Source organism: Alcanivorax sp. MD8A (assembly GCF_002888555.1).
GTDB lineage: Bacteria > Pseudomonadota > Gammaproteobacteria > Pseudomonadales > Alcanivoracaceae > Alcanivorax.
In genome coordinates this window covers 76,993-103,774 of sequence record NZ_AQOQ01000011.1, presented here as the reverse complement: position 1 = coordinate 103,774, position 26,782 = coordinate 76,993, and the positions used below count along the sequence as shown (strand labels likewise).

At 58.3% G+C, this 26,782-nt stretch carries 27 protein-coding genes; 14 read left to right on the top strand and 13 right to left on the bottom strand.

What is annotated here, in order from left to right; all coding sequences use genetic code 11:
* Positions 1-63 precede the first annotated feature (63 nt).
* The gene (locus A15D_RS07930) at positions 64-1,086 is read right to left on the bottom strand and encodes an AraC family transcriptional regulator (protein WP_102791492.1); all 1,023 of its coding nucleotides are present in this window, start codon (positions 1,084-1,086) and stop codon (positions 64-66) included.
* Positions 1,087-1,225: 139 nt separating this feature from the next.
* Between A15D_RS07930 and A15D_RS07925 the strand changes: the two genes are divergently transcribed.
* From A15D_RS07925 to A15D_RS07915, 3 genes are all read left to right on the top strand, one after another.
* Positions 1,226-1,660, top strand: a complete 435-nt coding sequence (locus A15D_RS07925; RefSeq protein WP_022986682.1) for an SRPBCC family protein — start codon at positions 1,226-1,228, stop codon at positions 1,658-1,660.
* A 20-nt stretch (positions 1,661-1,680) separates the two neighbouring features.
* Complete coding sequence (locus tag A15D_RS07920) at positions 1,681-4,341, top strand: RND family transporter (protein ID WP_102791479.1); 2,661 nt, start codon at positions 1,681-1,683, stop codon at positions 4,339-4,341.
* Positions 4,342-4,607: 266 nt separating this feature from the next.
* Positions 4,608-5,822 carry a hypothetical protein gene (locus tag A15D_RS07915; protein ID WP_102791478.1) on the top strand — a complete coding sequence of 405 codons (1,215 nt, stop codon included), beginning with the start codon at positions 4,608-4,610 and terminating at the stop codon, positions 5,820-5,822.
* Between the two features lie 295 nt (positions 5,823-6,117).
* Here A15D_RS07915 and A15D_RS07910 read toward each other — a convergent pair whose 3' ends face one another.
* The 11 genes from A15D_RS07910 to A15D_RS07865 all read right to left on the bottom strand — a co-directional run bounded on the left by A15D_RS07910 (position 6,118) and on the right by A15D_RS07865 (position 14,054).
* Complete coding sequence (locus tag A15D_RS07910) at positions 6,118-6,516, bottom strand: hypothetical protein (protein WP_146026862.1); 399 nt, start codon at positions 6,514-6,516, stop codon at positions 6,118-6,120.
* Positions 6,517-6,553: 37 nt separating this feature from the next.
* Entirely contained in the window at positions 6,554-6,799 is a 246-nt protein-coding gene (locus A15D_RS07905; RefSeq protein WP_022986686.1) for a DUF2164 domain-containing protein, read from the bottom strand.
* Positions 6,800-6,859: 60 nt separating this feature from the next.
* On the bottom strand, positions 6,860-7,261 hold the full coding sequence (locus A15D_RS07900) for a DUF6713 family protein (protein WP_102791476.1): 402 nt from the start codon (positions 7,259-7,261) through the stop codon (positions 6,860-6,862).
* A gap of 142 nt (positions 7,262-7,403) precedes the next feature.
* Complete coding sequence (locus A15D_RS17245; RefSeq protein WP_158245793.1) at positions 7,404-7,553, bottom strand: hypothetical protein; 150 nt, start codon at positions 7,551-7,553, stop codon at positions 7,404-7,406.
* A gap of 102 nt (positions 7,554-7,655) precedes the next feature.
* On the bottom strand, positions 7,656-8,294 hold the full coding sequence (locus tag A15D_RS07895; RefSeq protein ID WP_102791475.1) for a hypothetical protein: 639 nt from the start codon (positions 8,292-8,294) through the stop codon (positions 7,656-7,658).
* 171 nt (positions 8,295-8,465) lie between these two features.
* Positions 8,466-9,089, bottom strand: coding sequence for a hypothetical protein (locus tag A15D_RS07890; protein ID WP_102791474.1), 624 nt, complete (start codon positions 9,087-9,089; stop codon positions 8,466-8,468).
* A gap of 152 nt (positions 9,090-9,241) precedes the next feature.
* Positions 9,242-9,685 carry a hypothetical protein gene (locus A15D_RS07885; protein ID WP_146026861.1) on the bottom strand — a complete coding sequence of 148 codons (444 nt, stop codon included), beginning with the start codon at positions 9,683-9,685 and terminating at the stop codon, positions 9,242-9,244.
* 338 nt (positions 9,686-10,023) lie between these two features.
* On the bottom strand, positions 10,024-11,532 hold the full coding sequence (locus tag A15D_RS07880) for a fumarate hydratase (protein ID WP_102791472.1): 1,509 nt from the start codon (positions 11,530-11,532) through the stop codon (positions 10,024-10,026).
* Between the two features lie 86 nt (positions 11,533-11,618).
* Positions 11,619-12,503, bottom strand: coding sequence for an alpha/beta fold hydrolase (locus A15D_RS07875; protein ID WP_102791471.1), 885 nt, complete (start codon positions 12,501-12,503; stop codon positions 11,619-11,621).
* Positions 12,500-12,766: an acylphosphatase gene (locus A15D_RS07870; RefSeq protein WP_102791470.1), complete on the bottom strand. Its 267-nt coding sequence runs from the start codon at positions 12,764-12,766 to the stop codon at positions 12,500-12,502. Before A15D_RS07870 ends, A15D_RS07875 begins: the two co-directional genes overlap by 4 nt.
* Positions 12,759-14,054 carry a YihY family inner membrane protein gene (locus tag A15D_RS07865; RefSeq protein WP_233192154.1) on the bottom strand — a complete coding sequence of 432 codons (1,296 nt, stop codon included), beginning with the start codon at positions 14,052-14,054 and terminating at the stop codon, positions 12,759-12,761. Before A15D_RS07865 ends, A15D_RS07870 begins: the two co-directional genes overlap by 8 nt.
* Before the next feature lie 77 nt (positions 14,055-14,131).
* On the opposite strand from A15D_RS07865, the gene arsC reads away from it, so the two are divergent.
* The 10 genes from arsC (at position 14,132) to A15D_RS07815 (ending at position 24,470) form a co-directional block, all read left to right on the top strand.
* Positions 14,132-14,488, top strand: a complete 357-nt coding sequence (arsC, locus tag A15D_RS07860; protein WP_102791469.1) for an arsenate reductase (glutaredoxin) — start codon at positions 14,132-14,134, stop codon at positions 14,486-14,488.
* 16 nt (positions 14,489-14,504) lie between these two features.
* Positions 14,505-15,101 carry an NAD(P)H:quinone oxidoreductase gene (gene wrbA, locus A15D_RS07855; RefSeq protein WP_022986695.1) on the top strand — a complete coding sequence of 199 codons (597 nt, stop codon included), beginning with the start codon at positions 14,505-14,507 and terminating at the stop codon, positions 15,099-15,101.
* On the top strand, positions 15,101-15,469 hold the full coding sequence (locus A15D_RS07850; protein WP_022986696.1) for a DUF2069 domain-containing protein: 369 nt from the start codon (positions 15,101-15,103) through the stop codon (positions 15,467-15,469). The genes wrbA and A15D_RS07850 overlap by 1 nt, the downstream gene beginning before the upstream one ends.
* Positions 15,459-16,139, top strand: a complete 681-nt coding sequence (locus A15D_RS07845) for an RDD family protein (protein WP_102791468.1) — start codon at positions 15,459-15,461, stop codon at positions 16,137-16,139. The genes A15D_RS07850 and A15D_RS07845 overlap by 11 nt, the downstream gene beginning before the upstream one ends.
* Complete coding sequence (locus tag A15D_RS07840) at positions 16,136-17,122, top strand: stage II sporulation protein M (protein ID WP_022986698.1); 987 nt, start codon at positions 16,136-16,138, stop codon at positions 17,120-17,122. Before A15D_RS07845 ends, A15D_RS07840 begins: the two co-directional genes overlap by 4 nt.
* Entirely contained in the window at positions 17,103-18,620 is a 1,518-nt protein-coding gene (locus tag A15D_RS07835; RefSeq protein WP_102791467.1) for a DUF4129 domain-containing protein, read from the top strand. The genes A15D_RS07840 and A15D_RS07835 overlap by 20 nt, the downstream gene beginning before the upstream one ends.
* Complete coding sequence (locus A15D_RS07830; RefSeq protein ID WP_102791466.1) at positions 18,613-19,923, top strand: DUF4350 domain-containing protein; 1,311 nt, start codon at positions 18,613-18,615, stop codon at positions 19,921-19,923. The genes A15D_RS07835 and A15D_RS07830 overlap by 8 nt, the downstream gene beginning before the upstream one ends.
* Positions 19,920-20,891, top strand: coding sequence for a MoxR family ATPase (locus A15D_RS07825; protein WP_102791465.1), 972 nt, complete (start codon positions 19,920-19,922; stop codon positions 20,889-20,891). Before A15D_RS07830 ends, A15D_RS07825 begins: the two co-directional genes overlap by 4 nt.
* Entirely contained in the window at positions 20,888-22,195 is a 1,308-nt protein-coding gene (locus A15D_RS07820) for a DUF58 domain-containing protein (protein WP_102791464.1), read from the top strand. Before A15D_RS07825 ends, A15D_RS07820 begins: the two co-directional genes overlap by 4 nt.
* 241 nt (positions 22,196-22,436) lie before the next feature.
* Positions 22,437-24,470, top strand: coding sequence for a choline BCCT transporter BetT (locus tag A15D_RS07815; RefSeq protein ID WP_102791463.1), 2,034 nt, complete (start codon positions 22,437-22,439; stop codon positions 24,468-24,470).
* A 275-nt stretch (positions 24,471-24,745) separates the two neighbouring features.
* On the opposite strand, the gene A15D_RS07810 is transcribed toward A15D_RS07815, so the two are convergent.
* The gene (locus A15D_RS07810; RefSeq protein WP_102791462.1) at positions 24,746-25,333 is read right to left on the bottom strand and encodes an elongation factor P hydroxylase; all 588 of its coding nucleotides are present in this window, start codon (positions 25,331-25,333) and stop codon (positions 24,746-24,748) included.
* A 16-nt stretch (positions 25,334-25,349) separates the two neighbouring features.
* On the opposite strand from A15D_RS07810, the gene A15D_RS07805 reads away from it, so the two are divergent.
* Positions 25,350-26,732 carry an MATE family efflux transporter gene (locus A15D_RS07805; RefSeq protein WP_022986708.1) on the top strand — a complete coding sequence of 461 codons (1,383 nt, stop codon included), beginning with the start codon at positions 25,350-25,352 and terminating at the stop codon, positions 26,730-26,732.
* Positions 26,733-26,782: the final 50 nt, after the last annotated feature.

The window sequence follows — 26,782 nt, the reverse complement described above, 5'->3', positions numbered from 1 at the left end:
AGTGACAAACGGGCCACAGGGTAGCGCCCGGCGTCACAAAACCAATGTGGCAAATTGTCGCAGTCAGCCCTTCAGCTGGCGTCGATACTGGCCTGGCGCGCAGCCCTGCCACCGCTTGAAGGCATGATAGAAGTTGGCGGTATCCGCAAACCCCAACTGCTGGGCCAACTCCGGCAGGTTGCATTCCGGAGCGGCCAGAGCCTGGCGGGCAAAGTCGAGCCGAACCTGATCCCGCAATTGCACAAAGCGGGCGCCCTCTTCCAGCAAGCGGCGCTGCAGGGTACGCGGGGTCATGGCTAATGCCGCCGCCACGGCCTCGATGTGCAGGTCTCCCCCGTTCAGCTGGGTACGCAACTGGCTCAGCACCTGGCCGGTGATCCCGCCCGCTCGGCTGAGGCCGGTCAGCCGTTGGTCCGCCGAGCGCCGCAAGCGCTCATGGTATTTGGGGTAGGCTCTCGGCAGAGGCTCGGCCAATAGCATGGCGGAAAACTGAATCGCGTTACGCGGGGCAGCAAAGTGCAACGGGCACTGGAAGAACGCATGGTAACCCTGCCGCTGGGCCACCACCGGCGTGGCATGCTGAAAGTGCACTTCGTCGAGCGGGAACTGCCCGGCCATCAAGGAACGGCCAATGGCCACCATGGTCGCCACAACCAGATCGTTGTGTTCGCGGGTAGCCGTGAATCGCAGCGTTGGCTCACGGCTGACCACCGACAGGCGCACCGACTTGCCCACCAGCTCCATACCGAATTCGAGATAAGGCACGATCAGGTCCTTGTAGCGAAACAGCATGCCCAGCCCCTGCTCCAGTGTCGCTGCCGTGGCCATCAGGGTGCCCAGTAAATCCAGGTTGCCGTAATGGTTATCTGCACCCACATGCAGGCCAAACAGGGGATCCTCGCTTTCGGTAAAGGCGGTGAAGAGCAGTTCGTCCAGCTGCTGCAGACTGATGTAGCAATCACTGCGACCCACAATCTCCGCATCAATCCCGATGCGCTCAAACAGGGCCTGGATGTCCAGCTGGCTGCGCAAGGACACTTCCAGCAAACCCGGCAGAATGGAGGCCGGAAGCAATGTTGTTGTCATGGCCATACCTCGTTATCCCCTGACGCTAGAAAACCCCGCCAACAAGGTCAACGCTGTTGTCACAATTGGCCTGTTATGCCGGTGGCAGCCCCGGTAAGCTAGTGGGCTTTGGAACCCCGGCCCACTACAGGGATGCATCATGCTGAAACGTTATCTTGTCGATGAAGTCACCGACACCGGCGCACCACGCAAACAAGCCTTCAAACTGTTTGCCGAGGCCAGTAACTGGCAGAACTGGTGCTCTGTGGTCCGCCACGCCCGCCTGCTCAACGGCGACTGGCGACGCGGCGCCTTCCTGTTGTTCGTGGTGGATCTGCCCGGCCTGCCGCCTGCTCCGGTGGTCGTGAAGGTGTACGAATACAAGGAAAACGAGCGCATCACCTGGGGCCTGGATACACCGGTGGGCCGCATCCTTCACCGGTTCACCTTCCTCGATGATGACAACGGAAACTGCCGGGTGCATCAGGAAGAATGGACCGAAGGCCTGTTGACCCCACTGGTAGGCTGGCCTGCGGGCAAGGTCATTCACCGCTTCGACACACGCTTTGCCGCAGAATACGCGGCCATGTTCTGATTGGCTGACCGGATACTTCCATGACCCATCGGCTGTTCAAGGCCTACTGCAAGGCGGTGTTGGCGCACCCGATTTTCTGGCTGGTGCTACTGGCGCTGGCCTGCGGCTATGCCGCCACGCAGGCCCGGCATTTCGAGATCGACGCCTCCACGGATTCCCTGATCCTGGAAAACGACAAGGACCTGCAGTATTACCGCAAGGTTTCCAAACAGTATGGTGGCAGTGACTTTCTGGTGGTCACCTACTCCCCCACCCAGGCCCCCCTGTTCCAGCGCGAGACCCTCAGCCATTTGCAGGGCCTGCAGGAAGAGTTAAAAGCCGTCAGTCGGGTGAAATCGGTGTACAGCATGCTGGACGTGCCGCTGCTGTTCAGCCCGCAAGTCGAATTCAGCGACCTTGCCAACGGCTACCGTACGCTCACCGACAGCGATGTGGACCTGCAGCAGGCCGAAGCCGAATTTACTGACGTCAATCCGTTCTACGAAGACCTGCTGGTCAGTGACGACGGAGGCACAACCGCGCTGCTGGTGACCTTCGAGCGCGATGCAACCTACTACGAACGGTTGAACCGGCGTAACGACCTGCGCGAACAACAACGCAATGGCGAACTGGATGCCAATGGGGAAACCCAGCTGGAACAAGCCACCCAGGCGTTCAGCGAGTACAACAGCCGCATTCAGGAACGCACCGCCGGCGAGATTCGCCAGGTGCGCGACATCATGGATAACTACCGCGACCAGGCAGACCTGTTCCTCGGCGGTATGCCCATGATCACCACCGATATCGTCAGTTTTATCCGTGCCGATCTGAAGGTATTCGGTGCCGGGGTACTGGTCTTCCTGATCATTGCCCTGTTCATTATCTTCCGCCGTCCGCGCTGGGTCATCGTGCCCCTGGCCTGCTGTGCAATCACCGTACTGCTCGTGACCGGCCTGCTGGGGCTGATGGACTGGAAGGTGTCGGTGATCAGCAGCAACTACATCTCGCTGCTACTCATCATCACCATGTCCATCACCATCCACCTCACCGTGCGCTTTCGCGAACTGCATGAGGCAAACCCGGATGCCACCCAGGCATGGTTGATCAAGGAAACCGCAGCCCACATGCTGCGCCCCAGCATCTACATGATTCTGACCACCATGGTGGGCTTTTCCTCACTGGTGATCAGCGGCATTCGTCCGGTCATCGACTTCGGCTGGATGATGACCCTGGGGCTGGGGGTGGCGCTGGCCGTATGCTTCCTGGCTTTCCCCGCGCTGCTGGCTCCCCTGGCACCGGGCAAACCCCGCCAGGGCAAGGACATCAGCCGCCAGCTCACCCTCGCCTTCGCCCACTTCACCGAACGCCATCGTCCGGTTCTGCTGGTGGTCGCCGTGCTGGTCGCGGTGGGCTCTTTGTGGGGCGTCAGCAAGCTGACGGTAGAAAACCGGTTTATCGATTACTTCCAGGAAGAAACGGAAATCTACAAGGGGATGGTGCAGATCGACCGCAAACTTGGCGGCACCACCCCCATGGACATCATCATTGATGCCCCCAACGTAGAAAAAAGCACCTTTGCTAGCCAACAGCCCGACCAGGGTTGGGACGGCGAAGCGCTGGAGGATTCCGCCAGCGATCCCTTCGCCGACGGCGGCGATCCGTTCGCTGGCAGTGATCCGTTTGCCAGTGGCAATTCTGTACAAGACACTGATGCCTTTGCAGACAATGCCCCTGTCGACGACCCCTTTGCCGCCGGTGGCGACGTCAGCGATCCGTTCGCACAGCAAGACAGCGCCCAGGCGCAATCGCTGAAAGATGCCTACTGGTTTACCCCCGCACGGCTGGCCCAGCTGGTCGAGATCCAGGACTACCTCGAAAGCCTGCCGGAAACCGGCAAAGTGCTGTCGCTGGCCACCACCTATGAAGTGGCCGCCAAACTCAACGGTGGCCCGCTGGAGTACGTCCAGCTCATGCTGCTGGCCAAGTTCATTCCCGCAGACCTGCATCAACAGCTGGTAAAACCCTACCTCTCGGACGACGGCAACCAGGTGCGTATCAGTGTCCGGGTAATCGACTCTGACAAGAACCTCAATCGCAACGCCCTGCTCGCCAAAATCCGTCACGATCTGCAGAACGACTTCGGCCTGCAACCGGAACAGGTGCATCTCACCGGGGCCATGGTGCTCTACAACAACATGCTGCAAAGCCTGTTCGACTCACAGATCAAGACCCTGGGCTACGTGTTCGCCGCCATCCTGATCATGCTGCTGATTCTGTTCCGCAGCCTGCCTGTGGCGTTGATCAGCATGGTTCCCAGCCTGGTGTCCGCTGCACTGGTGCTCGGCCTGATGGGCTGGATCGGGTTGCCACTGGATTTGATGACCATCACCATCACCGCAATCACCATCGGCATCGCCGTGGATGACACCATCCACTACATCCACCGCTTCCATGAAGAGCTGCCCAACGACAACGATTACGTGGCCACCATGAAGCGCTGTCACGGGTCCATTGGTAAAGCGATGTACTACACCTCGCTCACCATCATCGCCGGCTTCTCGATCCTGGCCCTGTCCAGCTTCAACCCAACGGTCTACTTCGGGCTGCTGACCGGACTGGCCATGCTGGTGGCGCTGCTGAGCAACCTGACCCTGCTGCCAGCTCTGCTGATCACCGTCAAACCCAAGCTGAAAGCCGGCTAACCACCAAACCAACCGTAGGGCGGAAATCGGCGCGAGCCGATCTCCGCCGTCTACCGTAGACAATGTTGGCGGAGATGGGCATTCGCCCATTTCCGCCCTACGGCCACCACACGCAGCTGCACAGCCACCGCAAGCCCTTCAGATGCAGAGCGTCAAAGCCGCCTTAACGCTTACGCAACGTCATTCCCTGAAATTTCATGGCACAATGCCATTAAGCACTAACGGGCCGGGGGGCCCGCGAATCACAAGGGAAGGGAACCAACACCATGCTTAACTCTGCATTTTCCAGGGCTTCACTCTGGCCTGCGCTACTGGCTTGCCTGCTTATCACGGGATGCACAGGCACACGCTATATTCCCCCTCAGGGACAACTCGCCGCACCCGCATCCCCTCCTGCCGCCCTGAAAGGGTTTGAGGGCAACGCCCAAGTCCAACTGGATGTCGCCGGGGGCTATGCCTCACCCAATGATCGGACTTATCCGACACAGCTGGCCAACGACGAAATTCAACGCTGGTTCGCTGGCAACGGTGACGACCTGACCGTTCACATTCGCAATGAGAATACCCGGGACAGCGGCTGGTTAAGCATGGTGCCCTACTTTCTAACGCTGGGGATTTTGCCCTCCTGGTTGAACACCGAGGGGGAAACAGTGATGGAAGTGAAGGCCGGGGATGAGGTGTTATTTGCGAATCGCGAAGACGTTGCGTACAAATCGGCCCTGTCCATGCTGCTTCCGACTGCCTACCTGGTCGGCAGCCCAGGCAAACAACAGTACGAAATCATGGCGCATGATCAGCTCAACCGGCATAAGCATGCTCTTCAGGCCTTCATCACATCCCAACAGGCCGGTTACGAAACCGCGGTATCCGACGGCACAGTAGAAGCCTATCGCCAGTATCTTCAGGCCAATCCCGACTCGTTCTTCCGAATGGAAACCTTGCGGCGGCTATCCGAACTCGCGCCGGAAAAACAGGCGCTCGCCTTTCACCGCGACAACATCGCGATCGATAATACCTATATCGTTTACCTCCCCGATGAATACGATATCTGGTTCCTTGGCCCTGCCAACATGAAAGTCTACGACGTTCTCCGACTGTCCAGCGCCGAAGACGATGTCCTGCTCGCCTCACGCATTCGTGCCGCAAATCAGCCCTACAAGGTTTTCAGTAGTGATGAAATTGCCCTGCTCAAAGAAGGAGGCCTGTCTTCTGCACTAATCGCGGCCATGATTGACGCTAGCGCCAATACGGCACCAAGCAGCCCCGTCCCTGATGGTGTGAGCAGTGCGGCAGTAGATAGCGCAACGACCGAAGCGTCAGCCGCCGTGGCCCAGCCCGGGGTCGCAGATATCGCTGGCCAGTGCGCCAAGCGCTATGCCGCTCTCAAGGCTTGTGACCAGGTGCCCTCCTTCGGGGCCAATGTCTGCCGCAGTCAGGTGAAAAAGAAGTATTCCCACATGGCCTGTGAATTGATCCAGTGAGCCTGATTCGTTGGCATCATCGGCCTGACTTGATAACTGTCCAAATGAACAGTATATTGATCGTCCGGGTAGCCCACAGGCCTTCATTACTGTGACCCCAGGAAAGCCTGCTGATTGATCTCCGCGCCCCAGGGACGGGGCCGGGCTCCCGGACTCATTCAAATAGCACAACGCCATCACCACGAGTTGTGCTATTGGCAGGAGCAGCGCTCGAGCCGCGTACCACTAGAATCGCCAGCCGGCAGACACCCACTGTGCCGTTGCCTCCGGGCAACCCGCATCGCTGACTGGCAGATCACGCATCCCCACCAGACTCTCTTTTCAATCGCTGCCGGTCCCGAATTGCCTGCACTTTGTTTTCAAAGCTCTCCTCAGCACCGGCCTTCTCAACCGCAGGCTCGCCATCCCCAGAACCGTGCGGCTCCAGTGCATCCAGCAGAACACCGGGCAACAATAACACTCCAGCTGAAAAGCTCAGCACCGAGCCCATCGCCGCCACCAGCAGCAGGGCCTCATTGCCCATGTCAGGAATGAGCGAAAGGAAGAAAGGAATAATCATTAACAGCAACAGCGACACGTTCATTCTTGATTGGTAACGCCCTCCAAGAAGGCGCCCCACCTTTCGCATTCGAAAATAGAATGAAACAGCAGCCAAAAGACTGAGGGCTGACAGAGCCCAAAACAGATATGTCACAACACGTCCTTTTTCTTATTAGAGATTGAGTGAATCCCTAGCCTTCTGGTTTCTCCAGTTCCTGCAACACATAGCCCACCTCTTCCATTTTCTCTGTGAGCAGCTGCTGCGCATCCTGAAGCCCCCGGTTGTAGAAATGGGGTCCAATCTCCGCCGCGAAGAAGTCCATCAGAAACTCCGCCTCAAAGCCCCCAATCTCTTGATTCAGCTCAGAGTCAAAATACGCCTTGATCTTGCTGACCATGCGATCTTTCTGATCCTGGCTGAAGGTAATCTCCGTCATAATCCACCCATCACGTGCAGGAGTTCATGCTTGCATAGCGATCAACATACAACAGCAAGCCTACCGTCGCCCCAACAAGCCATTCCCCAGCAAATACCCAGCCCCAAACACCGCAGCGCCAAAGATCAGCGTATTGGAGAGGATCCCCTCAAAGGTGTATTGCGGCTGCCCGCTGAAGGCAACATGCAAACCGGCATGCACCACCAGAAACACCGACACCCAACACTGCCCCTGCGCCACCCGCTCTGGCAAGCGGCTGGTCAGCCAGCCCAATACCAGCGCGAATATCGGCACATGTAACGTCACAAACACGACTCGTCCCACATCGGGCGCCAGCCAACTGGTCAACGGCAACACCCGCCACTCACTATGTGTCATGGCATCAAGCTCGTGGGTAAACAGCAGGCTCACACCGATAAGAAACAGGGCTCGAAGCCAAAGGGGCTGGGGAACGATGGACATAGCGGGATCCCTGGGGTTGTGTTTCTCTGTTCTACCGTGGATTAAGGGTAAAGGGAACACTGGGGGAAGGACTTGTCATTTGCCGTCTAAGGCACGGAGCAAGACCTGCCCCTCGTGTTCCGGAACGAATTTGGGTGGCTTGTCATGCACTTTTTTCTTCATTGGTGATTCTACTGAGATCGAGCATAAGCCGGGACTGTATACCTTTAACCCAAGTATCTCTTTTGAACTGTTGGTGATAGGCATCAACCTCTGAAATAGATTCCTTAACAGCCTCAATTGCTTTTTCCATGGACTTTGCTCGTGCGTCCGGGGTCAGGTCTTGCCTGGAGCAAGACCGGCCCCCAGCTCCGCGGACACACTGCATTGCCTTGTTATTTACTTAGGCCGCCCGTTAGACACTGAACCGCCACTCTGTATCAATAAAATCGCCCTTGCTTCTTTCGATCATTCCGCGCAATGAACGAATATGAGCTGCACCAATCAAGAAGACCGCGTGATCAAAATTCTGACTCTTGCAATAATAAGCGATGTTCGCGATCATCGCGTGCTCTCTACTTGCTTGGGCCTCCTTCCACTTTTCATACAAGCCCTGGATGATCTCGTCGCCTTTAGTTTCAACTATGTGGTCATCGAGCCTCTCAAGCCCAGACTGCGATTCAATGTAATCAGTACTATTGAGAAATGAAAAGCCCTGAGAGCGTGTACTGGAATAAATGCGCTCATGTATAGACCTAGCAACCTCAACACCATAGTTCTCTAGGAAATCGAATAGTCTATCAAATATGAGCATCTCAGCCTTATCCATAACATGAATATCAACAGGAATAAGGTCTATAGGTTGATGCTTAGAAAGGATCTGAATAGCCCGGCTCTCTAAAGTTTCCTTTGAAAAATAATGCTCCATTTGACCCGGCGGTGTTTCAAGGAAAATTACATCTGGCGATACTAGCTTCAAAATATCAGCCAACGCTTCGGAATCCGCAGCGCCATTATCCCTGTGTACAGTAGCAATAACAGAAATTATTCCCATTAAATAACTCGATACTTACCTTACATAACGACCGCATTTGCGGCGGGTTTGGATCGCGGTAGAAAACCAGTCCGGCAACATGCTTTCGAAACTCGGGGTTAGGTCTTTCCTTTTTCCATCTTAAGCACGGGGCAATACCTGACCCTGAATCATGACCTCATGAGCGCTTTGTCAGAGATTTTCAAGGTATTCGCCTTTGAGCTGACTACTAAACTTAGCTTTTACTTCATCTAGGATAATTTTAAATCGGTCACGAATTTCACCGTTATTATCAATAACCGAGCGTATTTCATACTCATCCAGGTTATCTAGGCGCTCTCTCTCACGGCGGAGCTGAAGTAGCTTGGACTTTCCAAACTGAAAACCTTCAAACTCACCGAATAGTTCTAATAGACTCTGATAATGTTCGTCCTCAATTATCAGCGCCCCTTTTCTTACTTCGTGCTTGGCTTCTGATAGTGATTTTGCAAAATCCTTTACGTAGGCTCTTGTTGCTGCCGCCCATAGTTGGTCGGCCGATTTTTCGAGATCGCACAGGGCAACCCAGACAGTATTGTATAAATTAAATTGTGATTCAGAGTACCGTAGAAAAACAGACTTGTTCTTTTCTACATCTAGCTGATACTGAGATTTAAGCTGCTCTAGCGCCGTTTTATATTTATTTTTATCCTCTTCAAGAATTTTTGTAGCCCAAACTTTTCCTAGCCAAGATGACAACCCCATCATAATGGCACCAGCCCCACCTAATGAAACCAAAATAGCCCCACCTGTTTGTGCTATTTCAAGTATGTTCATGCTTTCTCCATGGCGATACCTAATCCTCTCCACCCAAAGTAGACACTGGCCTGCATCTGGAGCCAGGTCTTGCATCATGCGTCAACCACAAAACTAGAGTTAGCTTTGTCTTGAAGACTCACGAGCTAGGACCTAGCCCAAGTGTCATATCTTTAAAACGGCTTTGGAAATTTCCCAGCCTCAAAGTCTGAAATCAGGGATTTCACTTCCTTGATTCGTTCAGCAGTACAGAAACCTTCAATTTTTTTGCTTTGGAGGTGATGGAACTCGATGCCATTCATATCGTGTTTGAATCGCTCCATAAAATCCTCTTTCAATGAAGGATCACCGTATTCCTCGATTAATCCATCAATGACTTTCTCTTTATCAAAAGCGACATCACAGGTCTTGGCTGCGCCAGCTCTTGACCAAGCGAACTGAAGATTGGGGTCCCAACTCATGGCATCTTCACCGGTAAAGCCATTTTCATAGTGATAGACATAGGCCTCAGAGGCTACATCAAATTTTGTCATTCCCCCTTTTCCTTGATACTCAGCAAACACTCCGCCCGAGAGACCAGCGGCTACTACTAGAATCGTTATTCCATGAACTCTCATTTTCCCCTCGTTATCGCCTCAAAATTTTCAAATTAATCATCAATAGGCACTGTGACTCGCGGTGTTCCATATTTATCTGACTCTTTTAGAGCACAAATCGACTCTACCCGAACAATAAGCAAATTTATGTAAGCCATATCCTACAAATTCAACTTGTATGCGGGTGAAAACAGAGGGGTTGTGTGAGGGGGAAGGGAAAGCCTTGGGGGTACTTTTTTCCTCGCTTTGGCTCGGGATCGCCATGCGAGCATGGCTCCTACGGAGGCAAGTGCGATTGGGGGATTTCGTTATAAAAAAGCCGCGCGGTGCGCGGCTTTTTCGTTTAGCTGTAGTACGTACTATGCGCTCTTTTCGGCGATCTTCTTTTTCCAGATGACCGGGCCGGTTTTGTGTACGGATTCGCCTTCAGAATCCACGGCTACGGTGACGGGCATGTCTTCCACTTCGAATTCGTAGATGGCTTCCATGCCCAGGTCTTCAAAGGCCGCCACACGGGATTTGCGGATGGCTTTGGAAACCAGGTAGGCAGCGCCGCCGACGGCCATGAGGTACACGGCCTTGTTGTCCTTGATGGCTTCGATGGCCGCATCACCACGCTCGGCTTTACCCACCATGCCGATCAGGCCGGTTTCTTCCAGCATGGTGCGAGTGAACTTGTCCATGCGGGTGGCAGTGGTGGGGCCTGCCGGGCCGACCACTTCTTCGCGCACCGGATCGACCGGCCCTACGTAGTAGATAAAGCGGTTGGTGAAGTCCACCGGCAGTTTTTCGCCTTTGGAAATCATGTCGACCATGCGCTTGTGGGCCGCGTCACGGCCGGTGAGCAGCTTGCCGGACAACAGCAGGGTATCGCCGGGCTGCCAGGTCTGCACTTCTTCCGGGGTGATGGTGTCCAGGTTAACGCGCTTGGCGCCTTCATCGTTGCCCCAGGCAATGTCGGGCCATTCTTCCAGGTCCGGGGCTTTCAGGTCAGCCGGGCCGGTGCCATCGAGAATAAAGTGGGCGTGGCGGGTGGCGGCACAGTTGGGGATCAGCGCGACCGGTTTGTTGGCGGCGTGGGTGGGGTAATCCACCACTTTCACGTCCAGCACGGTGGTCAGGCCACCCAGGCCCTGGGCGCCAACCCCGAGAGCATTCACTTTTTCAAACAGCTCCAGACGCAGTTCTTCAGAACGGGTCTGGGCACCACGGGCCTGCAGCTCGTGAATGTCGATGGGGTCCATCAGGGCTTCTTTGGCGATCAGCATGGCTTTTTCGGCGGTACCACCGATGCCGATGCCCAGCATGCCTGGCGGACACCAGCCAGCGCCCATTTTCGGAATCTGTTCCAGTACCCAGTCCACCACGGAATCGGACGGGTTGAGCATGGCGAACTTGGATTTGGCTTCAGAGCCACCGCCTTTCGCTGCCACGTCGATTTCCAGGGTATCGCCGGGCACGATGGAGTAGTTGATGACCGCAGGGGTGTTGTCTTTGGTGTTGGCGCGCTTGCCATCCGGGTCCGCCAGCACCGAGGCACGCAGGACGTTGTCCGGGTGGTTGTAGGCGCGGCGTACCCCTTCGTTGATCATGTCATCGAGGCTCATGTCGCCTTCGAAAGTCACGTTCATGCCCACTTTGGCAAACACGGTGACGATGCCGGTGTCCTGACAGATGGGGCGACGGCCCATGGCAGCCATGCGGGAGTTGATCAGGATCTGCGCCATGGCGTCCTTGGCGGCCTTGCTCTCTTCCTTTTCGTAGGCTTCTTTCACCGCGCGGATGAAATCCACCGGATGATAGTAAGAGATGTACTGCAAGGCATCTGCGACGCTCTGGATCAGGTCATCCTGGCGAATCACCGTCATGGGGGAACTCCTGCTGGGACTGAATTTGGGGGCGGTAGTATAGCCCAGCCCCCACAGAAGGAGAAAACCCGCTTTTGCCCTGTTCGTTACAGGGAACAGTCACATTCGGTGGATTTGAGCAACCGGATGAGGTGCCGGTTGACCTCTTCGGGCTTTTCCAAATGCAGAAAATGCCCTGCCCCGGCAAGGGTTTGCAGCTCGACCCCGGCGGTGAAATCACTTTCCACCAGGGTGTGCTCCAACAGCCTTGGGCTCATGCAACCATCGTTTTCCCCGATCAGGATCTGTGTCGGGGTGGCAATGTCACGGCCCAGCCAGGCCCGCGCCTTACGGTGTTCTTTCTTCCAGACCTTGAACAGCGAGCGGTACCAGGCCAATGCGGCGGGGATCACGCCGGGTTCGGCGAGAGTGTGTTTGGCGTTATCCAGATACATGGCCGGATCCCAATCAGGGGACCAGCGCAGCCAGAGGCTTTCCACCCCGGACAGATCCCCCCGTTTCAGCCAGCGTTCCGGGGCGATGGGCAGCTGAAAGAACTGCATGTAACCACTCAGCAATACCTGCTCAGGCACCTTGATCAGCGCCTGTGGAAGACGTCGCAGCGGCGGAATTGCAAGGGCACTGAACGAGCAGAAGGTCTCCGGGGCCTGGGCACAGGCCAGGTAGCCCACCGCCGCGCCCCAGTCGTGACCGATCAAATGCACCCGGCCGCCCAGCTGGGCGGCAAAGACCATCAGATCGTCTACCGCGGCATACAGGGAATAATCCCCATTACCGGGCTGGCAACTGGGCGCATAGCCCCGCAATGCCGGCGCGATGGCGGTATAGCCAGCCTCGGCAATGGCATTGATCTGTACGGCCCAGTTTTCATAGGTGTCCGGAAAACCGTGCAACAGGATGACCGGCTCCCCTTCGCCGGCCATCAGGGCGGGAAAACGCAGGTCTCCATTGACCAGCTCTACCTGTTTCATCCGCGTACCTCAAAATGATTGGACAGTGGCGCATCACTCGCCTGCACACCCACTGCGGTCACCTGTGCCATGGCGGGGCCCTGGTGCAGGGCATCGAGCATATCGGCGACGGTATCCTCATCCCCTTGCAGCAAAGCTTCCACACGGCCATCGGCAAGATTCCGAACCCAACCGACCAGGCCCCGTCGACCGGCTTCACGCTGGGTCCAGGCGCGGTAGCCTACTCCCTGGACGACGCCGGATACCAGTACGTGTTTATTCATTCGAGCTCTCCCGCTGATCATTGCCGACAGCCTTTTCGTCACGAAACAGCGCATCCAGTGAGACATCCAGGGGCGCCATCATCTCCTGCCGGGCTGAATCCATGCGGCTTTTGAGCTGCTGCTCCCAGGGGGTAATCTGCTCCTGATGGCGCACCCGCAACTGGGTATGGGCCGGCCAGGGCAGCATGGACACCAGCTGCCCCAGGGTCAGATTACGCAAGTCCCGTGACAATACATAACCGCCCTCTTCGGTGCGGCGGATCAGACGGGCATCCAGCAGCAAATTGCGGAATTCATCCCATTGCGAGATCCCGGATTGGCGCATCACCCTGCGCACTTCCCGACTACTCAGCAGTTTACCGTGCTGCTGACGCTCCCAAAACACATGCAACAGGCGCATCAGGGCATGCATACGGGGCACCTTGCTGCGATATTCATGAAATACCACCAGCGCCCGCACCAGTTCCGCCCCGCCGAGCACGATCATCCAGGAAATGTAGATCCACAACAGGAACACCGGCACCGCCGCAAACGCCCCGTACACCACCTGGTAGCTGGGTGCCTGCTTGATGAAGAAGGTAAAGCCCCCTTTAGCCAGCTCAAACAACAGTGCCGCGACTGCGGCCCCCAGCACCCCCTGCCGAAACGGGATACTGGTATTGGGCACCACGGTATACAGCAGAGTCAGCATGATAGTGGTGAACAGAAACGGCAGCAGCGTCAGCCAGAAGCGTGCACCACCAAGAAAGGTCAGGGTCTCGTTGAAGATCGCCTGCGATGTCAGGTAGGACGAGATGGCGAGCCCCGCCCCAAGACAGATGGGGCCCAACGACAGCACCGCCCAGTACATCAACAGACTGGTCAGCCCCTTGCGCCCGCCCCGCACCTTCCAGATGCGATTCAGGGTCTGCTCGATGGTGTGCAGCATCAGCACCGAGGTCACCACCAGAAACACAATCCCCAGCCCGGTGAGATTGGAGGCCTGCCGGGCAAAAGACTGAAGATGATCCAGCATCATGTTGCCCGCGGAAGGAACAAAATAATTGAATGCCCACTGCTGGAATTGGGCGCCCTTGTCTTTCAGGGCCGGCACCGATGCCAATACGGCAAAGCTCACCGTCATCACCGGCACGATGGCAAACAGGGTGGTATAGGTCAGCGCGGCAGCACTCTGACGACAGCCGTCTTCATTGAACTGACGCACCAGCAAACCGGCAAAGGCGCGAATGGAATCGTATCGCGCCCGCACCGGGATCAGCTCATCATCCTTTTCCATCGGTTCCGGCATAGAAATGGCGTCCTTCTCCTTGCCACGGGTGGCCGGCAGCTTACAATGACCGGCGAATTCACTGAATATGCAAAGCCATGACGGATTACACGATTTATCATAACCCGCGCTGTTCCAAGTCTCGCCAGACCCTGGCCCTGCTGGAAGACAACGGCGTTGCGCCCACCATAGTAAAGTATCTGGACGACACCCCGGATGCGAGCACCCTGACAACACTGGTCGAACAATTGGGGCTGGGCCGAGCCCACGATCTGGTACGCAACAAGGAAGCCGATTACAAAAGCGCGGGGCTGAGCAAAGACAGCAGCGATGACGATGTCATTGCCGCCATGGTTCAATACCCCAAGCTGATCGAGCGCCCTATCGTCGTAAAGGGCAACAAGGCGGTACTGGGACGGCCGCCGGAAAATGTGCTGGACCTGCTGAAATCATAACAACAAGGCCGATGGCATGACGGATTATGTACTGGTGCTTTACTACAGCCGCAACGGCAGCGTGGCCAACCTGGCCAGGCAAGTCGCTCGTGGCATCGAGGGAACAGGGCTGGAAGCGCGTCTGCGCACTGTACCCGCCATCAGCGCCGACCATGAAAGCACAGCCGCCCCGGTGCCGGAGAGCGGCGCCCCCTATTGCACCCTGGACGACCTGAGCGGCTGTGCCGGGCTCGCGCTTGGCTCCCCCACCCGTTTTGGCAATATGGCCGCGCCGATGAAATATTTCATCGACCAGACCAGTGAACTGTGGATGAAAGGCGCGCTGATCGGCAAACCCGCTGGCGTATTCAGCGCCACCAGCAGTCTGCACGGTGGACAGGAAAGCACCCTGCTCTCGATGATGACGCCCCTGCTCCACCACGGCATGGTCATTACCGGGGTGCCCTACTCGGAAACCGCCCTGGTCGAGACCACCACGGGGGGCACCCCCTACGGCCCGACCCATGTTTCCGGAACCCACAGCGATCCGACCCTGACCGATCATGAAATTTCCGTGGCCAGAACCCTGGGCAAACGCCTGGGCGAACTGGCAAAACAATTGAAGGCCCGTTAATGATTCTGCTTCTTCTGCGCATCACCTATGCGCTGTTACTGCTGGTGGGAATCACCGGTTTGTTCAGCCTGGCGCCGCCGGACACCCATTTGGTCTCTACCCTGATCATCGCAGCGGTGCTTTATACCCCCTTGATCGTGATGCTGCCGGCAGTGATAGATGGCAACAAGCGTCAGGCCACCTGGCTGTGCTTTGTCCTGTTGTTCTATTTTTGTGGTTACGCGGTACAGCTACTCGATCCGCCGCCGGTGCGCACCCTCGCCATCGCCAAGACCACCCTCACGGTGATGCTGTTTGTGCTGGCAGCCATGCAGATTCGCGTTGGCCAGCAAAAAGCCGCCCAACCGCAGGAACCGCATGCGGATTGACGACCGGCTGGAAATTGAAACGCCGGAAGGGGCGCTGCTGACCTTGTCATTAGCCGGGCCCGTCACCCGTGCCATGGCCTACGGCATTGATCTGCTATTGCGGTTGCTGATCTTTGCCATCGTCGCCTTGTTATTGAGCCTGGCAGGCAAAGCGGGTACCGGGCTGATGCTGATTACCCTGTTCCTGCTGGAATGGTTTTACCCGACCCTGTTTGAAGCCCTTCGTCATGGCCAGACACCCGGCAAGAAGTGGATGGGAATCGCCGTGGTGCACAGCAATGGCAGCCCGTTGAGCTTTAACGGCAGCCTGATCCGCAACCTGCTGCGTACCGCCGATGCCTTTCCCCTGTTTTACCTGCTCGGTTTTGTCAGCACGCTGATCAGCCCGCGCTTTCAACGTCTTGGCGATATGGCGGCCAACACCCTAGTCATTCATGTGGAAAACCCCGCCACGTCCAGCAAGAACGACCAAGGCCATAACGAAGCACCAGACTGGTCACTCAATCGGGACGACCAACTGGCTTTGCTGGCCTTTCAGGAACGCCATGAGCAGTTTTCCGAAGCACGCCAGCAGGAACTGGCGCAGCTTGCCTATCCGGAATTGAGCCCACCGCTGGCGTTGAAGAAACTGCAGGCCGTGACCCGCTTTCTGATGGAGGGAGCGCGGTGAAACAAATCCGCTTCGAACAACAATATCGGCCGGGCTGGGAATCACTGGAACAACAGCTCACCCAGCTGGAAGCGGTGCGCGTCAGCCGCCGCAAGGCGTTACCGCTGGATCACTTTGTGGGCGACTACCGCCAACTCTGCCATCAACTGGCCCTCGCTCGTGAACGCAGCTACAGCCTGGAGCTGCAACAGTATTTGAATAACCTGGTGCTGCGCGCCCACCGTCAGCTGTATCGTTACAACCCGCCGCTGGCAGAACGCATTGGCCAGTTCTTCGCCCATGGCTTCCCCCAGGCCGTTCGCCGGCAATGGCAGTGGCACCTGATCAGCGCGCTCAGCTTTGTCCTGTCTATTGCCCTGGCCTGGTGGCTGGTGCAGCAACAACCGGACATGGTCTACACCGTGCTGGACGAAAGCTCCCTGGCTGACATCGAGATGATGTACCAGCCGGAAGGCAGTGACGTAAACGTCCATGAAGGCCGCACCGGCGAAGACGATGTGGTGATGTTCGGCTTCTACATCAAGAACAATATCGGTATCGCCTTCCGCACCTTTGCCGGTGGCCTGCTGCTCGGTGTTGGCGCCATTGTGGTAATGCTGTTCAACGGCAGCTTTTTTGGCGCCATTGCCGCACACCTGATTAATGTCGGGGGCGACCAGCCTTTCTTCACCTTTGTGATTGCCCATGGCGCGCCGGAACTGACCGCCATTGTGCTGGCTGGCGGCGCCGGACTGAGGCTGGGCTGGGCCATCATTGCACCCGGCGCCTATACCCGGCTGGATGCCCTGCGACTGGCCGCCCGTGATGCCTTACCGACCATGTACGGGGTCTTTACCCTGCTACTGCTGGCCGCCTTTATTGAAGCATTCTGGTCACCACGGGAGTTCGAGCCGATGGTGAAGTACGCGGTTGGGGCCGCGTGCTGGGGGCTGCTGTATCTTTATCTGATTTTCGGGGGACGGGATGGATCTCGAAAACGCTAGCGCCCGGCTTGCTCCACGCAGCCCCTGGCAGGCAGTGGATCTCGGCACCCGCCTGTTCCGTCGCTGGGCCTGGCCGGTGATACGCACCTGGCTGGCCTTCACCCTGATTCCCTACGGCCTGCTGCTATGGCTTGCCACGTCGCAGGAAGCCTGGTGGCCGTTGCTGCTGTTCTGGTGGCTAAAACCCCTGTGGGAACGGCCGTTGCTGGCCTGGTACAGCCATGCCCTGTTTGCTGAAGAACTGAGCCTTCGGCAACTGTTTCGCCGCTGGCCGCGCTATGCCCTGCCGGGCCTGTTTGCCCAGCTCACCTGGCGCCGCTTCAGCCCGTCACGCAGTTTCAATACCCCGGTGTGGCAATTGGAAGGAGCCCGCGGCCAGCAACTGAACCAACGCTTGCAGGTACTGCACCGCGCGCCCTCCAACCGTTCCTGGTTGATGACGGTGGTCATGATTCACCTGGAACAGTTCATGTCGTTTGCACTCATGGCGCTGGTGTACATGCTGGTGCCCTGGCAGTTGAATCTGGAGCTGAGCGACTGGTTCTTCGAGGAAAGTAATCTGCAAAGCCTGATGGCTTCGGTCTGTTTGTATCTGGCCATGTGCATCACCGAGCCTTTGTATGTGGCCTGCGGCTTTTCGCTTTACCTGAACAAACGCACCTGGCTTGAAGGCTGGGACCTGCAGCTGGGCCTGACCCGCATCGGCAAGGCGCGGGCCGGCACCAGCGCCGCCCTCGCCCTGCTGGTCGGCGCCCTGCTGCTGCCGACGCCACCGGCACAGGCACAGGCACAGGCAACACTGCCCGCTGACACCAAGGATGAGCAGCAGCAGGTCATCGAACTGCTCGCCGGCGAAGATTACATGCCCTTCGACACCTTCACTTACCGGGAATGGAAGGATCAGGACGAAGACAGCGAAGACAGCAGTATCTGGGAAACACTCTGGAAAAAGCTGTTCGAATGGCTGACCAACAGCGAATCACGGGGCAGCGCCGACAAGCCGTTCAGTATTCCATCCGGCTTGTTATGGGGCATTGTGTGGGCAGTCTTTGCGGGCGTCGTGGTCTGGCTGCTATTGAAGGTGGTCAATCAGATGGGCTTCCGGCTTCCGGGGCGCCAGCCGCAGAACGCGATCCCAACGCATGTGGCGGGGCTGGATATCCGTCGCCAGAGCCTGCCTGACGATATCGCCAGTGCGGTGAATGCTTGCCTGCAAGCAGAGGATATTCGCGGCGCACTCTCGCTGCTGCTTCGCGCCAGCCTCGCCACCATGCTGCAGCGCTACCCGGTCCCCCTGGCGGCGGGCAGTACCGAACAGCACTGCCTGCGGACCCTGCGCCAGCATCACGGCAGCACTCCCGCACTTCAGTTTCTTGGCGACCTGATCAATGCCTGGGTGCGCACTGCCTGGGCCCACCGTCCGGTGCAGGCCGCCGAGGTCAAGGCATTGCTGAGCCGTTGGCAATCGCTGGGTCAAGCGGAGACCGCCCATGGGTAAGTGGCTACCGGTCGTCATTGCGAGCGTCATCGCCGCCATGGTGGGCGGGTATTACGCCCTCACCGAACCGGTGACCGCGGTGCACCGCATGCCACTGGACAGCACGGTTCTGCGCAACCCCTATCATGCCGCACAAGCCTGGCTACAGCAGCGCCAGCAACCCAGCGAACGCATCCTCAGCGCCGCCGCCCTTTTTCCCCTGCCCGACAACACCCGGGTGCTGGTGTTTGACAAGCGCCGCGGCCTGATGACCGACAGCCAGGTCAGCCAGTTACTGGAGTGGGTCGAAACCGGCGGTGAGCTGATCGTCGCAGCGCGCCCCCTGCCGGAAAACCGCGATGAGGCCAGCGCCAGCGAGCAGCAATGGCAAGACAATGATCCTCTGTTGTACCCATTGGGCATCACCGTCTGGCGCCTCGAAGACGAGGATGAATTTCAGGAACTGGAAGAAGACCCCCTGATTGCCGTTTTGGCCACCATGCCGCTGTTTGCCGGCGATCCGCTACGCTACTGCATGAACAGCGATAACGACGACCTGCGTGAAAGCTGTGTCTCTCTGTTTTGTGATGCCCCGGAACAACCCGAACCCCTGCTATTGCACGGTGAAGGCAGTGAACGCGACCGCTACATCCAACTCTATAGCGACCATGTTCTCTGGCATGACAGCTGGGATGAGGAAGACGATATCGCCCCGCACCGCCAGTGGCCCACGGAAGTGACCGGCTGGGCGGATAACGAGCATGGCAGCCAGTTGATTCAGCTTTCCCTTGGCGACGGCCAGATCACGGTGCTTTCCGATTTGAGCCTGTGGGACAACGATCACTTGCTCTATTTCGACCACGCCTGGTTGCTTGGCTGGCTCACCGGGGATAGCCCGGTCTGGTTTGTGCGTTCAGTGGAAATGCCACCCCTGGTGCAGTGGCTGTGGCGCCGCGCCCCCGAGCTGATCAGTGCCCTGGTAATCCTGCTGGGACTGTGGCTGTGGTATCGGATTCCCCGTCAAGGCCCCCTGCATCCCGCCAACGACGGTGACCATCACGATTATCTGCAGCACCTGCATGCCAGCGGCTACTTCCAGTGGCGCACCCGACTACACGCCGCGTTGCTGCGAGACCTGCGCAAGCAGGCCGGCAGCGTGCTCAACCGCTTGCATCCAGACCCGGATACCGCCTTTGCCCTGGCCGGCCGGCGGCTGGACACCCGAGCAGAACAGATACGCCTCGCCTTGTATGGCGACCCGGAAAGCCGCGAACACCTGCTGCAAACCGTACAGCTACTCCAGACAATAAGGAGCTTGTCATGACATCCCCTTCCACGCTTGCCGATGCCACCCAGCTTGCGCAAGGCATTGAACAGCGCCTCAATCAGGTGCTGATTGGACAGCAGCAAGTGGTCCGCGAAGTGCTGATTGCCCTGATCGGCGGTGGCCATGTCCTGATCGAGGGCGTGCCGGGGCTCGGCAAGACCCTGCTGGTACGCAGCCTGGCCAAGGTGCTGGAACTGGACTTCAACCGCATTCAGTTCACCCCGGACCTGATGCCCACCGATGTCACCGGCCATGCCATGTATGACCAGAAGACCGAGCAATTTCGCATCCGTCGCGGCCCGGCCTTCACCCAGTTATTGCTGGCCGACGAGATCAACCGCGCCCCGGCCAAGACTCAGGCGGCATTGCTGGAGGTGATGCAGGAGCGGCAGATTACTATTGAAGGCAAGGCCTTCAGCCTGCAGGAACCCTATATGGTACTGGCCACCCAGAACCCGCTGGACCAGGAAGGGACCTACCCACTGCCAGAAGCGGAACTGGACCGGTTTCTGTTCAAGGTCATGATTGATTACCCTGCCCACCACGACGAGACTCGCCTGGTGAACATGGTGCTCGACGGCACCATTCGCGCCAGCCTCGATGTGGACTCCCTATCCCCGGTCACCGATGGCCCCGGCCTTCTGGCCATGCGCCAGCTCAGTGACGGCATCCTGATTGATGAGCAGGTTCTCGATTACGCGCTGCGGATTGTCCGCACCACCCGCGATTTTGCCGGCCTGAGCCACGGCGCCAGCCCCCGGGCCAGTATCGCGGTGGCCCGGGCCGCCCGGGTGCACGCCCTGTTTGAAGGCCGAGACTTTGTGACCCCGGACGACATCCAGCAAGTCGCCCGCCCGGTACTGCGTCACCGCATTCAACTCAGTGCCGATGCCGAAATCGAAGGCCAGACCCCCGAATCCGTACTGTCGCGCCTGCTCGACCAGGTGGAAGCGCCACGCCAATGAAACCCGATCGTCGGCTGCTGGCCATGATCGCCATTTGGGCGGCTCTGGCCTTGCCACTGCTGTTGTTCGACGCACAAACGCTGCGGGCACTGTGGTGGGCGTTGGGTGCCGTGGTGCTGATTGTGGCAGGACTGGATGGCTGGCGACTGCGGCGCATGCCCGCCCCCCTGGCCGAGCGCCGTCTGCCCAGCGCGCTGTCGGTGCAACAACCTCACACCGTCCGGGTTCGCCTGACAAGCGCCTCCCTGCAACCCGGCACCCTGCTGGCGGATCATCACCCCGGCGACGACCCTGACACCGGCCTGCCCTGCCTGATCTCGCCGGCCGACGAAGAAATTACCGAGCTGAGCTACAGCTACCGACCCGCTCGACGCGGCCCCGCGGAATTCGGGGATCTGGAATTCTGGGTGCCCAGTGCCCTTGGCCTGTGGCGAGGCCGCAAGGTGTCTCCGGCGGCTTGCACCGTGCCGGTTTACCCGGACTTCTCGCGCCTAGGCCAGGGCGCGCTGGATGCCAGCCATGCCTTTCTGCTCACCGGCACCCGGCTCAAGCCCCGCCGCGGGGAAGGCATGGAGTTTCACCAGCTGCGCGAGTATCACCCCGGCGACAGCCTGCGCCAGATCGACTGGAAAGCGACCGCCCGGCGCCGCAGCCTGATCAGCCGCGAATATCAGGACGAACAGAATCAGCAGGTATTGTTGATGCTCGACGGTGGCCGACGTCTGGCCATGCCGGTGGGTGAATTGACCGGCTTCGACCATGCCCTTAACGCCGCCCTGCTGCTTGCCTTCAGCGCCCTCAAGCAAAAGGACAAGGCCGGCGCCATGCTGTTCTCCGGCGACCAGCCGCGCTGGCTACCACCGGTTCAGGGTCAGCAAGGGATCAACCATTTGCTCAATGGGCTGTATGACCTGCACCCCAGTCACCATGCCAGTGATTTCAGTCTGGCGGCCCGCCAACTGGTGCGACACACCCGGCGCAGGGCCCTGGTGGTGCTGATTACCCGCCTGCAACAGGAAGACCGCGATGACCTGATGACCGCCGTCAGCCTGTTACGACGGCATCATCTGGTACTGGTCGCCGACATGCTGTTGCCGGAACAGCAAGCTCTGTCGCGTCGCCGCCCCGGCGACTTTGACGAAGCCCTGCAGGTATGTGCGGATGCCCAGGAGCAGCAGGCCCGCCAGCAGCTGCACACCCGCCTGCGTCACGCCGGAGCGCTGGTGACGGCGACAACCCCACAGCAGATGCCGACCCAGCTCAACCAGCTGTATCTGATGCTCAAACGCAGCGGCCGGTTGTAAACCCGCCGCTGGCGTTCTCCCGAGAACCACATCAAACCACCGCCTCAACACAGGGGCCACCCCTATGTTAAGGTGATGGCACAAGGGAACCACTGACTGCAATTGTTATTGTGCTCTGCGGTGTGATTACCGGTTTCTGCCATGACCGGCCGCACCCTTGCATTGTGTCACTATCCTGAAGGACGCAACGTTCGATTGAGATAGAAGGGTTCCCGATTGCCAACTGCACAAGGAGCTTCCTATGTCAGATTCTGCCGAGCAGGAGAGCACACCCACCTCGGGCATCCAGACCAAGATCAATCCCCCTGTCTTCTACGGCTCACTGATCATCATCATGGGTCTGGTACTTTTCTCCGTCATTGCCCCTGAAACCGCAGGCAATTTTTTCAACAACCTGAAACTCGCCGTGCTTGAAGAAGCCAGCTGGTTTTACGTTCTTACCGTGGCCATCATTATTTCTCTGGTCGCGTTCCTGGGCATCAGCCGCTACGGTGAAATCAAGCTCGGGCCTGACCATTCAGAGCCGGACTACAGCTACAGTTCCTGGTTTGCCATGCTGTTCTCCGCAGGCATGGGCATCGGCCTGATGTTCTTTGGTGTCGCCGAACCCATCATGCATTTCACCAGCCCGCCGATGGCTGAGCCCAACAGTATTGCCGCCGCGAAAGAGGCCATGCGGGTCACGTTCTTCCATTGGGGTCTGCATGCCTGGTCGATCTACGCCATCGTCGGCTTGATTCTCGCCTACTTCAGTTTCCGCCGCGGGCTGCCCCTCACATTGCGCTCTGCGCTCTACCCCATTATTGGCAAAAAGATCTATGGGCCCATTGGGCATGCGGTAGACATCTTCGCCGTCGTCGGCACAGTACTGGGCGTCGCCACATCACTGGGCTTTGGCGTTCAGCAGGTCAACGCCGGGCTGAATTATCTGTTTGATCTGCCGGTCAGCGACACCGTGCAGGTATTCCTGATCATCGGCATCACCGGCCTGGCCACGATTTCCGTGGTCACCGGGCTGGACGCAGGGATTCGGCGCCTGTCTGAACTCAATCTGGGCCTCGCCTTTCTGCTACTGGCCTTCGTGCTGATCCTCGGTCCTACCGTCTTCCTGATGAAAACCTACATGCAGAACGTGGGCGCCTACCTGTCTGAACTGGTCAGCATGACGTTCAACCTGTATGCCTACCAACCCAAGGAAGACGGCGGCCCGCAGGCATGGGTCGGCGGCTGGACCATTTTCTACTGGGGCTGGTGGATCGCCTGGTCGCCCTTTGTGGGTCTGTTTATTGCCCGTATTTCCCGTGGCCGTACCATTCGTGAATTCGCCATGGGCGTCATGTTCGTGCCTGCCGGGTTCACCCTGTTCTGGATGACCGTGTTCGGCGACTCTGCCATCAACATGATCATGAGCAATACCTTTGCCGAGCTGGGCGGCCTGGTGAACGAAAACATGTCGGTGGCGTTGTTCCACTTCCTGGAACAATTCCCCTTCTCTGGGTTTATTTCAGGCGTCGCCACGCTGATGGTGATCGTGTTCTTCGTCACCTCCTCCGACTCCGGCTCCATGGTGGTGGATATGCTGGCGTCCGGTGGCCATGACGACACCCCGGTATGGCAACGCGTGTTCTGGGCGAGCTCTGAAGGCATTGTCGCCATTGCCCTGATGCTCGCCGGCGGACTGGGCGCGCTGCAGTCGGCAACTATTGCCGCTGCCCTGCCATTCTCCCTGGTGCTGCTGATTGCCGCCTATGGCTTGCTGCGCTCGCTGAAGGTGGAAAACATCCGTCTGCGCAGTCTGCAGGCGTCAGTCGCGCCCCCTCCCGAGTTGAACGTGGGCCATCAACGCCCGGCAGGCGGATGGAAGAGCCGACTCAAGAACATGGTCAACTTCCCGATCCGGGCCAGGGTACTGGAGTTTCTGGAAACCACCGTAAAGCCGGCACTGGAAACTGTGGCGGCCGAACTGGAAACCTACGGTCTGAAAGTGGATATCCGCCATGAAGACGACCGTGCCTATCTGGAAGTCAGCCACAGCGGCGAGATAGATTTCATTTACGGTGTCCGGGTACGCGGCTATACCCGCCCGTCACTGACCATCCGTCAGCTGGACCATTCCAGGAAACATGCGGACAAGGACACCTACTACCGCGCGGAAGTGTTCCTGGAAGAAGGGGGTCAGGATTACGACCTGATGGGCTACACCAAGGACCAGGTGATCGCCGACGTTCTGGACCAGTACGAGAAGCACATGCACTTCCTGCATATGCTGCGTTAAGAGCGCAAAGCTGGATCCATGATCCTCACAAAAAAGGCCGCGCCCTATGGGCGCGGCCTTTTTTTAGCTACGAGCAGCGAGCTATGAACTGCGAGGAAAATCAGACGCCAATCGCCAGGTGTAGTCCAGGGACAAATCTTTTTGTGGGAGTCTGCCTGCAGACGATAGGTTGACCATTCGCTTGCACGCAAGCTCCCACAATGAGGGCATCCCAGGTTTTGTGGGAGCGGTGGTTCCACCGCGAAATCGCGCCAATCTCGGTGGATCCCCCGCTCCTACAACGGTAGCAGGAAGGTTTGTCGCAGGGCATCTGACAGGGGAAGGTCTTGGCGGTCGTAGAAGCCCGCCAACGCAACGCACCAACGTTCGACACGCTCTGGCACGCCCTGCTTGAGCAGAGCCTCTACCCGAGCCCAGACCTGTTCGGCGAAGACCCGCTCATCTCCACCATCCCCCTTCAGGTTATCCAGTGACACCCGAAAATCGTGACCGCAGGCGGCGCAGAATAGCGCTTCATAGGCCTGGGGGAGCACTTCCACGCTGGCGAACTGTGCCTGCTGCTCGGCATTGCGGCCATCCGGCGCATACCAATAGCCATAATCTTCGAGCTGGCGACGGGCGTCCCCGGCGACACACCAGTGGGCAATCTCGTGCAAGGCACTGCGAAAGTAATCCTGCGTATAGCAGATTCGGTGCGGGCTGCCAGGCAGGTACACCGGCTCCTGCGCGCCCCCTATCAGCACCGTGGCGTAGTCGTGGAAAAAAGTCGCGCGAAAAAGGGCCTCAAGGTCAGCACTACGGTGCACCTTTGTTGTGCTTTGCGGTATGGTAGCCGCCTTGCTCCGACCCTGTGTCTCACTCATACGATTTGTCACGCCTATGTCTTCCCGCCGTCAGGAATTTGCCGCCCAGCTCACGCTCGCCCTGCCAATTCTCGGCGGCCAGCTGGCACAGACCGCTAACGGCTTTGTTGACACCATGATGGCAGGCCGCGTCAGCGCCAATGACCTTGCCGCCGTTGCCGTGGGCGCCAGTATCTGGGTGCCCCTGTTCCTGTTCATGACCGGCGTGCTGATGAGCGCCACCCCGATTCTGTCACGGCATCTCGGCGGCGAAGCTTACCACCGTATCAACCCGCTGGCCCAGCAGGGCCTCTGGCTTGCCCTTGGCCTGGGTGTGCTATGCGCGCTGATCCTGCGCAGCGTGGCGCCGGTCATGGTCTGGATGGACGTGGATCCTGCCATCCGCCCCATGGTCAGCGGCTATCTGGATGCATTGAGCTGGGGCATGCCGGGGGCGGCGATCATGCTGGCCTTGCGTAGCTACACCGAAGCCATGAATCACACCCGTCCGGTGTTAGTGTTCAGCGTGATCGGCTTGCTGATCAACATCCCCAGCAACTACGTCCTGATCTACGGCAAGCTGGGATTCCCGGCCATGGGCGGCGTCGGCTGCGGTTGGGCCACTTCGCTGGTGATGTGGTGCATGGCGTTGATGATGTTGGTCTACACTCATCGCCACCCGGTTTACCGGAGTGCGCCGCTGAACCTGCGCCGGCGCCACTTTGAAATGCCGAGTCTGGGCTACATGCTGCGTCTGGGCCTGCCTGTGGGCCTGTCGATTTTCTTTGAGGTCAGCATCTTTGCCGTGATTGCGCTGTTGATCGGCAGCCTGGGGGCGCAAACCGTCGCCAGCCATCAGATTGCGCTGAATTTCACCTCCCTGATCTTCATGGTGCCGCTCAGCTTTGCGCTGGCGGCCACAGTACGCGTGGGCCACGCCCGGGGCCGTGCAGATACAGCGAGCCTTAGCAATGCCGTGCAGATCGCGTTAATGATCAGCGTCATTGTCGGTGTCGTTGCCGCGCTCGCTCTGGTGGTTGCTCGCCACTGGATCCCGCATATCTATACCAGTAACCCGGAGGTGATTGCACTCGCCTCCTACCTGCTCTTGTTTGCCGCCTTGTATCAGATTTCCGATGCCTTGCAGGTGTGTGCCAACGGCTGCCTGCGCGGATTTGAAGACACCGGCAAGCCCATGCTGATGACCCTGTTTGCGTACTGGGGCGTTGGCTTGCCGCTGGGCTACAGCCTGGGGCTGACCGACTGGCTGGTACCGGCCATGGGGCCAGCCGGTTTCTGGATCGGACTGGTGGCCGGACTCACCGTGGCGGCGGTTCTTCTTGGCTTGCGCCTGCGCTGGCGGATGAAACAACCCCTTGTTCACGCTACAGCTGACGCCAAGTCCGCCCAGGCAGCCTGATCAGACTGACATTCTTTACACTTGCCTCAAGCAAATGTGCATTTTGTTTG

What these genes read in the sequence shown, in the direction of transcription:
- A15D_RS07830 (WP_102791466.1), top strand. Translation starts at nt 18,613, where the DNA reads ATGGGTAAGTGGCTACCGGTCGTCATTGCGAGCGTCATCGCCGCCATG.
- A15D_RS07805 (WP_022986708.1), top strand. Translation starts at nt 25,350, where the DNA reads ATGTCTTCCCGCCGTCAGGAATTTGCCGCCCAGCTCACGCTCGCCCTG.
- A15D_RS07925 (WP_022986682.1), top strand. Translation starts at nt 1,226, where the DNA reads ATGCTGAAACGTTATCTTGTCGATGAAGTCACCGACACCGGCGCACCA.
- A15D_RS07810 (WP_102791462.1), bottom strand. Translation starts at nt 25,333, where the DNA reads ATGAGTGAGACACAGGGTCGGAGCAAGGCGGCTACCATACCGCAAAGC.
- A15D_RS07930 (WP_102791492.1), bottom strand. Translation starts at nt 1,086, where the DNA reads ATGACAACAACATTGCTTCCGGCCTCCATTCTGCCGGGTTTGCTGGAA.
- A15D_RS07850 (WP_022986696.1), top strand. Translation starts at nt 15,101, where the DNA reads ATGATTCTGCTTCTTCTGCGCATCACCTATGCGCTGTTACTGCTGGTG.
- A15D_RS07835 (WP_102791467.1), top strand. Translation starts at nt 17,103, where the DNA reads ATGGATCTCGAAAACGCTAGCGCCCGGCTTGCTCCACGCAGCCCCTGG.
- A15D_RS07880 (WP_102791472.1), bottom strand. Translation starts at nt 11,532, where the DNA reads ATGACGGTGATTCGCCAGGATGACCTGATCCAGAGCGTCGCAGATGCC.
- A15D_RS07815 (WP_102791463.1), top strand. Translation starts at nt 22,437, where the DNA reads ATGTCAGATTCTGCCGAGCAGGAGAGCACACCCACCTCGGGCATCCAG.
- A15D_RS07900 (WP_102791476.1), bottom strand. Translation starts at nt 7,261, where the DNA reads ATGTCCATCGTTCCCCAGCCCCTTTGGCTTCGAGCCCTGTTTCTTATC.
- A15D_RS07885 (WP_146026861.1), bottom strand. Translation starts at nt 9,685, where the DNA reads ATGAGAGTTCATGGAATAACGATTCTAGTAGTAGCCGCTGGTCTCTCG.
- A15D_RS07820 (WP_102791464.1), top strand. Translation starts at nt 20,888, where the DNA reads ATGAAACCCGATCGTCGGCTGCTGGCCATGATCGCCATTTGGGCGGCT.
- A15D_RS07870 (WP_102791470.1), bottom strand. Translation starts at nt 12,766, where the DNA reads ATGAATAAACACGTACTGGTATCCGGCGTCGTCCAGGGAGTAGGCTAC.
- arsC (WP_102791469.1), top strand. Translation starts at nt 14,132, where the DNA reads ATGACGGATTACACGATTTATCATAACCCGCGCTGTTCCAAGTCTCGC.
- A15D_RS07865 (WP_233192154.1), bottom strand. Translation starts at nt 14,054, where the DNA reads ATGCCGGAACCGATGGAAAAGGATGATGAGCTGATCCCGGTGCGGGCG.
- wrbA (WP_022986695.1), top strand. Translation starts at nt 14,505, where the DNA reads ATGACGGATTATGTACTGGTGCTTTACTACAGCCGCAACGGCAGCGTG.
- A15D_RS07920 (WP_102791479.1), top strand. Translation starts at nt 1,681, where the DNA reads ATGACCCATCGGCTGTTCAAGGCCTACTGCAAGGCGGTGTTGGCGCAC.
- A15D_RS07845 (WP_102791468.1), top strand. Translation starts at nt 15,459, where the DNA reads ATGCGGATTGACGACCGGCTGGAAATTGAAACGCCGGAAGGGGCGCTG.
- A15D_RS07890 (WP_102791474.1), bottom strand. Translation starts at nt 9,089, where the DNA reads ATGAACATACTTGAAATAGCACAAACAGGTGGGGCTATTTTGGTTTCA.
- A15D_RS17245 (WP_158245793.1), bottom strand. Translation starts at nt 7,553, where the DNA reads ATGGAAAAAGCAATTGAGGCTGTTAAGGAATCTATTTCAGAGGTTGAT.
- A15D_RS07915 (WP_102791478.1), top strand. Translation starts at nt 4,608, where the DNA reads ATGCTTAACTCTGCATTTTCCAGGGCTTCACTCTGGCCTGCGCTACTG.
- A15D_RS07895 (WP_102791475.1), bottom strand. Translation starts at nt 8,294, where the DNA reads ATGGGAATAATTTCTGTTATTGCTACTGTACACAGGGATAATGGCGCT.
- A15D_RS07875 (WP_102791471.1), bottom strand. Translation starts at nt 12,503, where the DNA reads ATGAAACAGGTAGAGCTGGTCAATGGAGACCTGCGTTTTCCCGCCCTG.
- A15D_RS07905 (WP_022986686.1), bottom strand. Translation starts at nt 6,799, where the DNA reads ATGACGGAGATTACCTTCAGCCAGGATCAGAAAGATCGCATGGTCAGC.
- A15D_RS07825 (WP_102791465.1), top strand. Translation starts at nt 19,920, where the DNA reads ATGACATCCCCTTCCACGCTTGCCGATGCCACCCAGCTTGCGCAAGGC.